A 12726-nucleotide genomic window follows, 5' to 3' on the forward strand; every position below is an offset into this window, starting at 1 on the left:
TTGTTGCACGCTTGCTGCGCCGCAACAAGGCACAATACCGGCTTTGCCTCGACGGCCTGACGCCGCGAGTTGTCTGTCCCGCTAGCGAGCCCATGAGTCTGCCGCCCAAACCGCGCGAAGTGTTCATCCAGGGATTGACCCTGGAAGGGCGCACGTTCCGGCCCAGTGACTGGGCCGAGCGCTTGGCCGGCGCCATGTCCTGCTTTCGCCCCGGCGGCAACACGGGGCGCATCGGCGACCACATCGGTTATTCGCCCTACTGCGTGCCTCGCGTGATCAACGGCGTCAAATGCGTGATCGTCAACGAGGAACTGAAGGCACTCGAGCCGATGGCCTGGGACTTCGTCATGAACTTTGCTCGTGACAACCAGCTTCAGGTGGCCGAGGCCTGCCTGTTGCCCGAGCGGCCCGCGAGCAGGGACTGAGTCGCACTGCGCGCAAGGGTTTGCCTGTAGCGCCAATTGCGGCGAAGGGCGCATTCCGGGGGTGTGGTTTCCTGGCTTGTTGATATACGCTTGCAGCAATGTTGTTACATGCTGGTTCTGACCTTGCCATGACTCCGCCGGAGCCTGTCACCTGGGTGTTGCTGCGGGGCTTGACCCGAGCGGCAGGGACTTGGGGCGAGTTTCCCCATATCTTCGTCAATCAGCTGGCCAAGTTGCAGCCGGACGTGCGTGTCTTGCTGCTCGATCTGCCAGGTCATGGTGAGTTGCATGACCGGTCCAGCCCCAGCTCCATTGCTGCTCTTGTCGATGCCTGCCGGTCGGAGTTGCAAAGGCGGGGCGTGAAGACGCCCGTTCATCTGCTGGCCATGTCACTGGGCGCTTTGGTCGCCAGCGATTGGGCGGCGCGCTATCCCGCGGAGGTCAGTGCGGCGGTCTTGATCAACACGAGCCTGCGACCCTTCAGCCCGGTCATCCGACGCTTGCGCCCCGCGGTGCCATTCCAGTTGCTGCGTTTCAGCCTGACGACACAGGCCGGGGCCGCGAAAAGGGCCCGGGTCCGATTGACCAATATCTGGCGCCAGGTCCTGGCTGTCGTCCGCTTCCAGGCCAGCCGCGCACGGCCGGAGCCTCCCATGCTGCTCTTGTGCAGCCTGGGAGATGGCCTGGTGGACTGGCGTTGTTCGCAGACGCTGAGTCGCGCCTGGGGTGTGCCGCTGCGCATGCACACGGCAGCGGGGCATGACCTGCCCCGCGAGGATCCGCCCTGGGTGGCCAGCGCGGTGTCGGAGTGGATGACCTTGCGCGATCGGAATCCCGCAGTGAAATCGCGGTAATTGCTCGGGCGGTCAATCAGGAAGCCCGCAAGAGTGGCAGGCAAACAAAAAGCCCGCCGAAGCGGGCTTTGAGCTTTGCACCAGCGCTGGAAGTTAGGCGGCCAGCGCCTTGATCTTCGCGGACAGGCGGCTCTTGTGGCGAGCTGCCTTGTTCTTGTGGAAGATGCCCTTGTCAGCAACCGAGTCGATCACGGCTTGAGCAGCCTTGAACAGTTCGGCGGCCTTCGGCTTGTCGCCAGCGACAACGGCCTTTTGCACGTTCTTGACGACCGTGCGGAATTTGGAGCGCAGTGCCGTGTTGGCTGCGTTGAGCTTGACGTCCTGGCGGGCGCGCTTGCGGCCCGATGCCAAACGGACGGTCTTCTTCTTGGCTTTGGAAGAGGTTGCCATGCTGTGAATCTACCCAGTTGGTGCAAAGACCGCGAGTATAGCAGTTTTAGTGGGCTGGAGAAGGGTTTGCCGCATTGCGCAAGCCAAACAGCCCGTCGTCGCATAGATAATGCGGCGCCCCGACCGACATCTGAGTGATGAATCTACTCCGCGCTGCCTCCTTTGTTTCCGTCCTGACGCTGGCATCGCGGATCACCGGTTTGGTGCGGGAAAGCCTGGTGGCCGCGCTGTTCGGGGCGTCTGCCTTGACTGACGCTTTCCAGGTCGCGTTCCGGATACCCAACCTCTTGCGTCGGCTGTTTGCCGAGGGCGCATTTTCGCAGGCCTTCGTGCCGGTGCTGGCGGCCACGCGCGCCAAGGAGGGAGATCAGGCTACCCATGAGCTGATCGATGCCGTGGCCACGGTGCTGACCTGGGCCTTGGTCCTCACCTGCGTGCTGGGTGTGATTGGCGCGCCCCTGCTGGTCTGGATGCTGGGAGCCGGCCTGAATGAAGGGCGCGATGCCGCCGTCGTGATGACGCGCTGGATGTTCCCCTATATCGGCTGCATGTCCCTGGTCGCCTTGTCGGCCGGCATCCTGAATACCTGGAAGAAGTTCATGGTGCCGGCGGCCACGCCGGTGCTGCTCAATCTGTCGGTGATTGCTTCGGCCTGGTTGCTGGTGCCGCGCCTGCAAGCCTGGGGCTGGCAGCCCATTTACGCACTGGCGATCGGCGTGATGCTCGGTGGTGTCTTGCAACTGGCGGTGCAGATCCCGGCGCTGAAGAAGCTCGGCGCGCTGCCGCGCATCGGCTTGTCGCCCTCGGCGCTGCGTCGCTCCTGGAGGCAGGCGGGCGTGCAGCGCGTGCTGACCCAGATGGCGCCGGCGCTGCTGGGAGTGGGCGTGGCCCAGCTCTCCTTGATGATCAATACGCAGATCTCGACCTTCATTGGCGCTGGCGTGGCCACCTGGGTCAGCCTGGCGGACCGGCTGATGGAGTTCCCGATTGCCCTGCTGGGCGTGGCCTTGGGCGTGGTCCTGACGCCGCAGCTCTCCGCTGCCCAGGCCAAGGGGGAGGGGCAGGACTATTCCGACCTGCTGGACTGGGGCCTGCGCCTGGTCGTGCTGTTCGGCCTGCCTTGCGCCGTGGCCTTGCTGGTGTTTCCCGAGCCCATGGTGGCCGTGCTCTATCACTACAAGAAGTTTCTGGCGATCGACGTCGTCAACACCAGCCGGGCGGTGATGGGCTATGGCGCCGGCCTGATGGGCCTGGTGGCGATCAAGGTGCTGGCGCCAGGCTATTACGCCAAGCAGGACACCCGCACGCCGGTGAAGATCGCCGTGGGCGTGCTGGTCCTGACCCAGCTGCTCAATGCGCTCTTCGTGCCGATGTTCGGCGCGGCCGGGCTGACCCTGTCCATTGGCATCGGCGCCCTGCTGAATGCAGGCCTGCTGCTCTGGGGCCTGCGCCGCCGCGGCAGCTATCAGCCCCTGCCGGGTTGGCTGATGTTTGCATTGCGGGTGCTGTTGGCCAGTGCAGCCATGGGCGGTTTGCAGTACTACCTGGCCACCCGGATTGACTGGATCGAGCTCGGCCAGCATGGCCTCTTGCGCGCCATTGCCATGGCCGGCTGCCTGGTCGCCTCGGCTGTGCTGTACTTTGCTGTGCTGCTCTTGTGCGGATTGAAGCTGCGCCAGTTTGTCCGGCGTGGCTGAGATCAATAAACTCGGGGCATGAGTTCCTCGTTGCGCTTGCATGCCCCGTCGGCGCTGGAGTATTTCGCCAGCCTGGTGGCGGAGGACATGAGCATCAACCTGCTCGAGGCGGCGATTGCCATCGGCCAGGATGAGTTCCCCAGGCTCGATGTGCAGTCCGTGCAAGCGGAGGTCGATACCCTGGCCCGCCGCCTGCTTCAGCGCCTGCCGGCCGATGCACCGAGTGCTCACCGCCTGCGTGCCTTGAACCGCTATTTCCACACCGAGCTGGGCTTTGCCGGCAACGTCAACAACTACTACGAGGCCGGCAACAGCTATGTGCACCACGTGCTGGCCACCCGGCGCGGCATTCCGATCACGCTGGCGGTGATCTACCTGGAGCTGGCGAGCCAGATCGGCCTGCAGGCGCGGGGCGTGGCGTTTCCGGGGCACTTCCTGATCAAGCTGCACCTGTCCCAGGGTGAGGTGATGCTGGACCCCTTCAGTGGCCGGTCGCTCTCGCGCAGCGAGCTGGACGAAGCGCTGCAGCCGTATCGGCAGAGCGCGGGCCTTGCAGGCGATGTGGACCTGCCGCTGGAGCTGTTCCTGCAGGCTGCCACGCCGCGCCAGGTGCTGGCTCGCATGCTGCGCAACCTGAAAGAGATCCATCGCGCCCAATCCGACTGGGACCGCCTGCTGCCAGTGCAGCAACGCCTGGTGCTGCTGCTGCCGGATGACTTGAATGAGCGCCGTGACCGGTCGCTGGTGCTGGAGGCCCTGGGGCACTGGAGCGCCGCGGCGGCCGACATCGAGTTCTACCTGGATCGGGCCGAGCAGGCGCCAGACCGAGTGGCGCAGCAGCTGCGCCTGGACGATCTGCGCGGCCGAGATGGTCCGGCCTTGCATTGAGTTGCATGCCCGGGCGCGCACATAGAATCGCCGCGCCCCTCCACCCATTCCCAGTCAAGCCGCCATGAAGCTCAGTCACCGTCAACGCCTGGCCCTGGCCTGGACCGGTCTGGCCCTCGGTGCCCTGGCGCTGATCTGGTTGCTCAAGCCGGTGCTCGCGCCTTTCATCGCGGCCGGCGTGCTGGCCTATGCCTTGCATCCCATGGTGGAGCGCCTGACGCGTCGCCATGTGCCGCGCCTGCTGGCCGTGGTGCTGGTGGAGCTGCTGGCGGTCCTGGTGCTGCTGGCCCTGGTGCTCTTGATCGTGCCCATCCTCAGCAAGGAGCTGCCGCTGCTGCGCGAGCAGATCCCCATTCTGGCGGCCAAGGCCAACACCCATCTGGCGCCGCTGCTCAAGCAGTTCGGCGTCGATGTGGCGCTGGACATCAGCAGCATCAAGTCCTTCGTCCTGAAGTACCTGGATGCCAATCTGGAAGACTGGCTGGGCACGGCGCTCAGCTCGGCCCGCATCGGCGGCAGCCTGCTCTTGACCCTGGTCGGCAATCTGGTGCTCTTGCCTGTGGTGCTGTTCTACCTGCTGCACGACTGGCCGAAGCTGCTGGAACGCGGCTGGAGCCTGGTGCCTCCGCGCATGCATGAGCCGGTGGGTGGCTTCCTGGAGGAATGCGACCAGATGCTGGGCCAGTACCTGCGCGGCCAGCTGCTGGTGATGGGCGCGCTGGCGATCTTCTACAGCGTTGGCCTGGCACTGGCCGGCTTCGACCTGGCCATGCCGATCGGTGTGTTCACCGGCATGGCGGTCTTCATTCCCTACCTGGGCTTCGGCCTCGGGTTGCTCCTGGCGCTGCTGGCCGGCTTGCTGCAGTTCGCCAGTCTCTATGGCCTCCTGGCCGTGGCGGTGGTGTTCGGCCTCGGCCAGCTGATCGAAGGTTTCTTCCTGACTCCGCGCCTCGTGGGCGAGCGCATCGGCCTGTCGCCGCTGATGGTGATTTTTGCGCTGCTGGCCTTTGGTCATCTGTTCGGTTTCGTCGGCGTGCTGATCGCGCTGCCCTTGAGTGCCCTGGGCGTGGTGGCCTTGCGCCGCGCCCGCGCTGCCTACCTGGACAGCCCGCTTTACCAGGGTTGATGAGTGAGTTTTTCTTGTTGAAGCAGATACCGCTGGCCATCGGGCCCGACCCCGAATACACATTCGACAACTTCGTGCCCGGTGCCAACAGCGCCTTGCTGGCCCAGTTGCGCCAGCTGAGTCTTGGTGCGCCGCCGCTTTTCATCTGGGGCCCGCCGGGCAGCGGCAAGACGCATTGCCTGCGCGCCCTGGCGCAGGCCTGGCAGGCGGGCGGCGCCCAGGTCGGCTGGTACGACGCCGACACCGTCCTGCCCTGGGACTTGCCCGCCCAGCCTTCGCTGCTGCTGATGGACGACTGCCAGCGCTTCGACGCCGGTCAGCAGCATGCCGCTTTCACACTTTTTGTCGAGGCGGCCACGCATGGCCTGGCCGTCGTGGCCAGCGGCACCGCACCGCCGGTCGACCTGGCACTGCGCGAGGACCTGCGCACCCGCCTCGGCTGGGGGCCGACCTTTGCCCTGCAGCCTCTGTCGGAGGCCGAAACCCGCTCGGCCCTGCGCCGGGAGGCCGACCGCCGCGGCATCTTTCTCGGCGACGAGGTGATGGACTACCTGCTCACCCGCTTCGCCCGTGACCTGAAACACCTGATGCGGCTGCTGGACCGGCTGGACGAGTTCGCGCTGGCCCACAAGCGCGCCGTCACCGTGCCGTTGCTGCGCCAGATGCTGGCCGACGAATCACCACAAGAATCCCCATGAACCTGACCCTGTTCGACCTTGACGGCACCCTGATACCGCAGGACTCCGACCATTCCTTCGGCGAGTACATGGTGAAGATCGGCTGGGCCGACGGCGCCGCCTGGGCCGAGCGCAACGACGAGTTCTACGCCCAGTACCAGCGCGGCGAGCTGGACGTCGATGCGTACATAGACTTCGCCACTTCCGTCTGGCGCTCGCGCCCGCCCGCCGAGGCCGAGGCGACCCGGGCCCGGTTCATGGAAGAAGTGATGTCGCCGCTGATGCGCGACAATGCCCGCGCCCTGGTGCGCCAGCACCAAGACGCAGGGGACCTGGTGGCCATCGTCACCGCGACCAACGAGTTCGTCACCGCACCGATTGCGGCCGCCTTTGGCGTCGAACATCTGATCGCGGTGAAGTTGCAGCGCGATGCGGCAGGCCGGTATACCGGCCAGATCGACGGCGTGCCTTCGTTCCAGGCCGGCAAGATCAGCCGGGTGCGGGATTGGCTGGCTAGCGAGGGGCGACAATGGCAGGACTTTGAGCGGACCACCTTCTACAGTGATTCGGTCAACGACCTGCCGCTCTTGGAGCAGGTCAGCCACGCGGTGGCGACCAATCCGACGCCGGCTCTGGCGGACATCGCCGCCAAGCGCGGCTGGACCATTTTGAAACTCTTCGAATGATCAAGAAATTCATCGACAAGCTGTTCGGCAAGGCTGCCGGCGCCACCTCGCTCGGCAAGCGGGTCGAGGTGCAGGCGGCCGAGCACGGCATCGACCCGACGTTGCTCGACGAGCGCGCCGTGCGCGTGGTGCAGACGCTGACCGATGCAGGCTTCGAGGCCTATATCGTCGGCGGCGCGGTGCGCGACCTGCTGCTGGGCTGGCGCCCGAAGGACTTCGACGTGGCAACCAACGCCACGCCCGAACAGGTCAAGAGCCTGTTCCGCCGCGCATTCATCATCGGCCGGCGCTTCCGCATCGTGCACGTGGTCTACGGCCGCGGCCGCGAGCATGAGGTGATCGAGGTCTCGACCTTCCGGGCGCTGCCCACGGCCGAAGGCGCCGAGCAGGTCAGCGGCAACGAGAAGACGTCCAAAGCCGAGCTGGCCGGCAAGTCGCATGTGGTGGACGCGGAAGGCCGCGTGCTGCGCGACAACGTGTGGGGCCCGCAGATCGAAGATGCGGCCCGCCGCGACTTCACGGTCAACGCCATGTACTACGACCCGCAACGCCAGCTGGTGGTTGACTATCACGGTGGCCTGGCGGACGCCAAGAAGCGCGTGCTGCGCATGATCGGCGACCCGGAAACACGCTACCGCGAAGACCCGGTGCGCATCGTCCGGGCCGTGCGCTTTGCCGCCAAGCTCGGCTTCGAGCTGGAGCCCAAGACGCGCGCGCCGGTCAAGGCCAGCGCGGCCTTGCTGGCCAACGTGCCGGCTTCGCGCCTGTTCGACGAAATGATCAAGCTGCTGCAGACCGGTCATTCCCTGGCCAGCCTGGAGCAGTTGCGCAAGCAGGGCCTGGCCCGCGGCGTGTTCCCCATCCTCGATGCAATGCTGGACAGCAAGGGCGAGCTGTACGAAGGCGCCCGCGGCCAGTTTGTGCGTCTGGCGTTCGAGGACACCGACCGCCGAGTCAAGGAAGGCCGTGGCGTGTCGCCGAGCTTCATGCTGGCTTGCATGCTCTGGCACGAGGTGCTGGACCGCTGGACCAAGATCCGCGAATCGGGCGAGCCGACCATTCCTGCGCTGCAGCAAGCGATTGATGCGGTCTTCGACGCCCGGATTGGCGACATCTCCGGTCGCGGCAAGTTGGCTGCCGACATGCGCGAGATCTGGATGATGCAGCCGCGCTTCGAGCGCCGCAGTGGCAGCAGCGTGTTCAGCCTGATCGAGCAGCCGCGTTACCGCGCCGGCTTCGACTTCCTGCGTCTGCGTGCGGACGTTGGCGAGGTCGACGGCGCCCTGGCCGACTGGTGGGAAGACTTCGCCCTGGGTACCGACGACGAGCGCGAAGCGCTGCTGGAAGACGCCCGCGAGAAGGACAAGCGCCGCGCGCCCAAGGCTCACGCCCAGCCGCGCAAGCCGGCTGCCGCCGCAGCCCCCAGGGCCGAGGCCGAAGGGGAGGAGGGCGGCGAGCTGGACGGCGCCGCGCCGGCCAAGAAGCGCCGCCGTCGTCGCAAGCCGGGTGGTGCTCGCAAGGCCGAGGGCGGTGCCACGTCCACGCCCCAGGAGTGAAATGAAGGTGCTCGCCTATGTTGGCCTGGGCGCCAATCTGGGCGACATGCGGCAATCCCTGGAGCATGCCCTGGCTGAGCTGGCGGCCTTGCCGGCGAGCCGGCTGGGCGCCGTGTCCGGCGCCTACCGCAGTGCCCCGGTCGATGCCGAGGGGCCGGATTACCTCAATGCGGTGGCCGCCCTGGAAACCGAGCTGGCACCCCTGGCCCTGCTGGACGCCCTGCAGGCCATCGAGTTGGGCCTGGGCCGCGAGCGACCGTTCTGGCATGCACCGCGCACCCTGGACCTGGACCTTCTGCTCTACGGCCAGCAAGTGATTGCCAGCGCGCGGCTGACGGTGCCCCATCCCGAGCTGCATCGGCGAGCTTTCGTGCTGCAACCGCTGCTGGAACTGGCTCCAGACCTGCAGGCGCCCGGTCTGGGTGCCTTGCAGCCCCTGCTGCAGGGGACGCGAGAGCAGGCAATCGAGCGCCTCCCGATTACACTCTCGCCCTTGCCGCGCATGACGCGGTGATGAAAATCGAAAGATTTCAAGAGAATCCCGAAGTTTTCGAGAAAATCCTCAAGATTTCAAACAGTCGTTGATGTGAAGGTGGGCCGTATCGGCCCCGTCCGCACCCCAGGAGTCCCCATGTTTTTTGGCAAGCTGCTGCCCCGCGAGGGCAATTTTTTCGAGTTGTTCAATGAACATGGCGCACAGATCGTTGAGGGCGCGCGCGCCTTCATGCTGATGATCCAGAACTACAACGACCTCGACCTGCGCGAGAAATATGCGGCCGAGGTCGACAAGGCTGAGCATGCCGCCGACCGCATCACGGCCGAGGTCAACCGCCTCCTGCACCGCACCTTCATCACGCCTATCGACCGCGAGCAGATTCACGGCCTGATCAACGCCATGGACGACATCCTCGACCTGCTGCAGGACTCGAGCGAAACCATGTCGCTGTACGACGTGCGTTCCATCCCCGAAGAAGTGCTGCGCCTGGGCGACCTCTCGGCAAAGTGCTGCGAGCGCGTCCAGCATGCCGTGACCCTGCTGCCCAAGCTGAGCCATCCCAAGACCGCAGAAGCAGCGATCAAGACCTGCGAAGAGATCGACAAGCTGGAAAGCGACGCTGACCGCGTGATGCGCGCCGCGATGTCCAAGCTGTTCCGCGAGCAGGATGATGTTCGCGAGTTGATCAAGCTCAAGGCGATCTATGAGCAGCTCGAGTCGATCTCAGATCGTTGTGAGGACGTGGCCAACCTGATCGAGGGCATCGTCCTCGAAAATTCCTGAGCCCCGCGCAATGCAGTCAGCACAAGTAGCCCTCTGGGTTGTCGCATTGCTGGTCGTACTGGCCGTGATGTTCGACTTCATGAACGGCTTCCACGACGCGGCCAATTCGATCGCGACTGTGGTTTCCACCGGTGTCCTGAAGCCGCAGCAGGCCGTGCTCTTTGCGGCCTTCTTCAACTTCGTGGTCATCTTCGGGATGAGCAATTTCGGCGTCGCCACGACGGTGGGCAAGGGCTTTGTCCAGCCGGGCGTCGTCGACCATCACGTGGTTTTCGGCGCCCTGGTGGGCGCGTTGACCTGGAACATCATCACCTGGTGGTACGGCATTCCGTCGAGCTCCTCGCATGCGCTGATGGGCGGCATCGTCGGCGCCGTCATCGCCAAGGCCGGCGCCGGTGCGCTGGTGGCTTCTGGTGTCATGCGCACGGTGGCGTTCATTCTCGTGTCGCCGCTGCTAGGTTACCTGCTCGGTTCGCTACTGATGGTGATCGTGGCCTGGGTGTTTCGTCGCACCGCGCCGCTCAAGGTCGACGGCTGGTTCCGGCGCCTGCAGCTGGTATCTGCCGGTCTCTATAGCGCCGGTCACGGAAGCAACGATGCGCAAAAGACCATCGGCATCATCTGGATGCTGCTGATTGCCACCGGGCATGTGGCCGCTGATGACAAGGCACCGCCGTCCTGGGTGATCTGGATCTGCTTCGCAGCCATTGGCGCGGGCACGATGTTCGGCGGCTGGCGCATTGTCAAGACGATGGGTCAGAAGATCACCAAGCTGAAGCCGGTCCACGGCTTCTGTGCGGAAACGGGCGGCGCAATGACACTGTTCCTGGCCTCGGCGCTTGGCATTCCGGTATCGACCACGCACACGATCACCGGCGCCATCGTTGGTGTTGGTTCCGTGCAGCGGGCTTCTGCCGTTCGCTGGGGCGTTGCGGGCAATATCGTCTGGGCCTGGATCTTCACGATTCCGGCCTCGGCCTTTGTTGCCGGAGTCTGCTACTGGCTCAGTTTCACGCTGTTCTGATCGCGGTCAGTGGCAGTAGAAGGGCCCGCCACGTGCGGGCCTTTTCCTTTGCTGGAGCCTACTGGCTGATAGCCTGGGCCGCCTCGGCCTGCGTCTCGTAGTAGCGCTGAGCGCTGAAGGCAATCGTCGTCATCAAGGCAGTGCCACCCAGCAAGAGGCTCAACACCACGCCGATCACAGCTGGCCATCCAGTCTTGCGGCCGGCCTGACCGGGGTTGCGCTGCTCATCCCATTGCTCGTCAGGCGTGAGGCCGTAGATGATGGCGTTCAGCATGGCGTAGCTCAGCATCAGACCCAGCAGAGGCATCAAGAGCCAGCTCAGCCGGTCGTCCTGGCCCAGCAGGTCCATGCGCTGCAGGCCGTACAGGCCGGCCAGCGTGGGCCAGGGATGCAGCCAGAACCACTTGTCCTTGAAGCCGTGCAAATAGAGCCGGTGCAGGCCGAAGACGCCGAGGCCCATCGCCAGCCAGGTGGCCAGCGTCTTCGATTTGTAGCTGTTCATGGCGTGGCTTCCGGCGAGCTCTGGTCACCCTGGCCGAGCTGGCGCTGCATCAGCACCACATCCAGCCAGCGGCCGAACTTCCAGCCGGCGCTCTTCAGCGTTCCGGTGTCTTCAAAGCCCATGGCGCTGTGAACGCCGATGGAGCCCTTGTTCCCGGCATCGCCGATCACCGCAAGCATCTGGCGGGCGCCCAGCGCCTCGCAGCGCGCCATCAGTTCGGCCAAGAGCAGCTTGCCAAGGCCCTGGCCGTGGCTGTCGGGATGCAGGTAGATCGAGTCTTCCAGGCAGAAGCGGTAGGCCAGGCGGGGGCGGAAGTAGTTGGCATACGCATAGCCCAGCACCTGCTCGCCACGCTGGACGACCAGCCAGGGCAGCTTGCGGCCCAAGACTTCGGCGCGGCGGCGGGTCATCTCGGCCAGGTCCGGGACTTCGGTCTCGAAAGTGCCGGTGCCGTGAAGCACGGCATGCTCGTAGATGGCCTGGATCGCAGGCAGATCGGCCTCGGTGCTGGGGCGGATTTGCAGTGATGGGGACGGGGTGGGAGTGGGGGAAGAGGAGATTTCTGCGCTCATATGGGGATTCTCTCCGGCGCGAGTCTATAATGCCGGGTTTTGGTGCTGGTCAGCCGAGGGGCTGGCGTATCTACAGCGGCCAACAACGGTGCGGGGTGATGCAATTGTGTCAGCTCGCATCACCCGAACTGCTTGCCCTGAGTGTCTCCTCGTGCGGTAGTTGCTCTGAATATTTTGGAACAATCATGGTTGTGATTCGTCTGGCACGTGGCGGCTCTAAGAAGCGCCCCTTCTACAACATCGTCGTGGCTAACAGCCAGAACCGCCGTGACGGCCGCTTCATCGAGAAGGTGGGTTTCTACAACCCCATCGCTTCCGGTGCTGCCGAGCCGCTGCGCGTTGCTCTGGACCGCGTCAGCTACTGGACCGGTGTCGGCGCTCAGCTGTCGCCCGCCGTTGCTCGCCTGGTTGGCGAAGCAAGCAAGAAGGTCGCCGCCTAAGTGACGGCTTCGTCCGACCTGCAAACTAGCGTCACCGAGCCCGCTTGGCCCGATGATGCGATTGAGGTCGGGCGCCTTCTGGACGCCTGGGGCGTCAAGGGCTGGATCAAGGTGCAAGCCTATTCACCCGACGCCCAGGCGCTGTTCTCGTCGCGCCGCTGGTTCCTGAAACCGGCCGACGACAACAAGCCCGCAGTGGCGGGCAAGGCCAAGGCCTTGCCCACCCTGCTCAAGATCCTTGCGGTCCGCGACCATGGTGACGGCATTGTTGCCAACATCGAAGGCGTGACCGACCGCAGCGGCGCCGAGGCTCTCGGCGGTGCGCGCATCTTCCTGTCGCGCAGCAGCTTCCCCAAGCCTGAGACCGACGAGTACTACTGGGTCGACCTGATCGGCCTCGCCGTGGTCAATCGTCAGGGCGAAGAGCTCGGCACCGTGGCTGGGCTGATGGACACCGGCCCGCACAGCGTGCTGCGCATCACGCCGCCTGGTCTGCAAGCGCCGGTCAAGCCCGACCAGGAACGCCTGATTCCTTTCGTGGCTGCCTTCATCGACGATGTGGATCTGGCCGAGCGTCGCATCAGCGTCGACTGGGGCCTTGATTACTGAA

General features: G+C 65.1%; 16 protein-coding genes. 13 read left to right on the forward strand and 3 right to left on the reverse strand.

From position 1 onward, the window contains the following. The first annotated feature begins 92 nt into the window (after positions 1 to 92). Positions 93 to 425, forward strand: coding sequence for a DUF3579 domain-containing protein (locus tag ABT392_RS05670; RefSeq protein WP_334277193.1), 333 nt, complete (start codon positions 93 to 95; stop codon positions 423 to 425). A 128-nt stretch (positions 426 to 553) separates the two neighbouring features. Next, positions 554 to 1279 (forward strand): alpha/beta fold hydrolase, encoded by a 726-nt coding sequence (locus ABT392_RS05675; protein WP_464970932.1) that lies wholly within the window; start codon positions 554 to 556, stop codon positions 1277 to 1279. A gap of 93 nt (positions 1280 to 1372) precedes the next feature. On the opposite strand, the gene rpsT is transcribed toward ABT392_RS05675, so the two are convergent. After that, positions 1373 to 1669 (reverse strand): 30S ribosomal protein S20, encoded by a 297-nt coding sequence (rpsT, locus tag ABT392_RS05680; protein WP_334277191.1) that lies wholly within the window; start codon positions 1667 to 1669, stop codon positions 1373 to 1375. A gap of 137 nt (positions 1670 to 1806) precedes the next feature. Here rpsT and murJ point away from each other — a divergent pair, with 137 nt between their 5' ends. The 9 genes from murJ (at position 1807) to ABT392_RS05725 (ending at position 10602) form a co-directional block, all read left to right on the forward strand. Further along, positions 1807 to 3366, forward strand: coding sequence for a murein biosynthesis integral membrane protein MurJ (gene murJ, locus ABT392_RS05685; RefSeq protein ID WP_334277190.1), 1560 nt, complete (start codon positions 1807 to 1809; stop codon positions 3364 to 3366). Positions 3367 to 3384: 18 nt separating this feature from the next. Beyond that, positions 3385 to 4254 carry a SirB1 family protein gene (locus tag ABT392_RS05690; protein ID WP_334277189.1) on the forward strand — a complete coding sequence of 290 codons (870 nt, stop codon included), beginning with the start codon at positions 3385 to 3387 and terminating at the stop codon, positions 4252 to 4254. A gap of 64 nt (positions 4255 to 4318) precedes the next feature. Then, entirely contained in the window at positions 4319 to 5380 is a 1062-nt protein-coding gene (locus ABT392_RS05695; protein WP_395386361.1) for an AI-2E family transporter, read from the forward strand. Positions 5381 to 5397: 17 nt separating this feature from the next. Further along, complete coding sequence (gene hda, locus ABT392_RS05700) at positions 5398 to 6078, forward strand: DnaA regulatory inactivator Hda (protein WP_395386855.1); 681 nt, start codon at positions 5398 to 5400, stop codon at positions 6076 to 6078. Beyond that, positions 6075 to 6743: a histidinol-phosphatase gene (locus ABT392_RS05705; protein WP_334277185.1), complete on the forward strand. Its 669-nt coding sequence runs from the start codon at positions 6075 to 6077 to the stop codon at positions 6741 to 6743. Before hda ends, ABT392_RS05705 begins: the two co-directional genes overlap by 4 nt. Further along, entirely contained in the window at positions 6740 to 8299 is a 1560-nt protein-coding gene (gene pcnB / locus ABT392_RS05710; protein ID WP_334277184.1) for a polynucleotide adenylyltransferase PcnB, read from the forward strand. The genes ABT392_RS05705 and pcnB overlap by 4 nt, the downstream gene beginning before the upstream one ends. Before the next feature lies 1 nt (position 8300). Continuing rightward, positions 8301 to 8813 carry a 2-amino-4-hydroxy-6-hydroxymethyldihydropteridine diphosphokinase gene (gene folK, locus ABT392_RS05715; protein ID WP_395386360.1) on the forward strand — a complete coding sequence of 171 codons (513 nt, stop codon included), beginning with the start codon at positions 8301 to 8303 and terminating at the stop codon, positions 8811 to 8813. 117 nt (positions 8814 to 8930) lie between these two features. Beyond that, a complete protein-coding gene (locus ABT392_RS05720) occupies positions 8931 to 9578 on the forward strand; it encodes a DUF47 domain-containing protein (protein WP_334277182.1) in 648 nt (215 codons plus the stop codon). A gap of 10 nt (positions 9579 to 9588) precedes the next feature. Next, complete coding sequence (locus ABT392_RS05725; protein WP_334277181.1) at positions 9589 to 10602, forward strand: inorganic phosphate transporter; 1014 nt, start codon at positions 9589 to 9591, stop codon at positions 10600 to 10602. Positions 10603 to 10660: 58 nt separating this feature from the next. On the opposite strand, the gene ABT392_RS05730 is transcribed toward ABT392_RS05725, so the two are convergent. Beyond that, on the reverse strand, positions 10661 to 11104 hold the full coding sequence (locus ABT392_RS05730; RefSeq protein WP_395386359.1) for a TM2 domain-containing protein: 444 nt from the start codon (positions 11102 to 11104) through the stop codon (positions 10661 to 10663). Then, on the reverse strand, positions 11101 to 11676 hold the full coding sequence (locus tag ABT392_RS05735; protein WP_395386358.1) for a GNAT family N-acetyltransferase: 576 nt from the start codon (positions 11674 to 11676) through the stop codon (positions 11101 to 11103). The genes ABT392_RS05730 and ABT392_RS05735 overlap by 4 nt, the downstream gene beginning before the upstream one ends. Before the next feature lie 185 nt (positions 11677 to 11861). Here ABT392_RS05735 and rpsP point away from each other — a divergent pair, with 185 nt between their 5' ends. Together rpsP and rimM are read left to right on the forward strand one after the other, a co-directional pair. Next, the gene (gene rpsP / locus ABT392_RS05740) at positions 11862 to 12116 is read left to right on the forward strand and encodes a 30S ribosomal protein S16 (protein ID WP_334277178.1); all 255 of its coding nucleotides are present in this window, start codon (positions 11862 to 11864) and stop codon (positions 12114 to 12116) included. Then, positions 12117 to 12725, forward strand: a complete 609-nt coding sequence (rimM, locus tag ABT392_RS05745) for a ribosome maturation factor RimM (protein WP_395386357.1) — start codon at positions 12117 to 12119, stop codon at positions 12723 to 12725. Position 12726 lies beyond the last annotated feature (1 nt).

It is taken from the genome of Paucibacter sp. JuS9 (genome assembly GCF_044043925.2).
Taxonomy (GTDB): domain Bacteria; phylum Pseudomonadota; class Gammaproteobacteria; order Burkholderiales; family Burkholderiaceae_C; genus JAUASW01.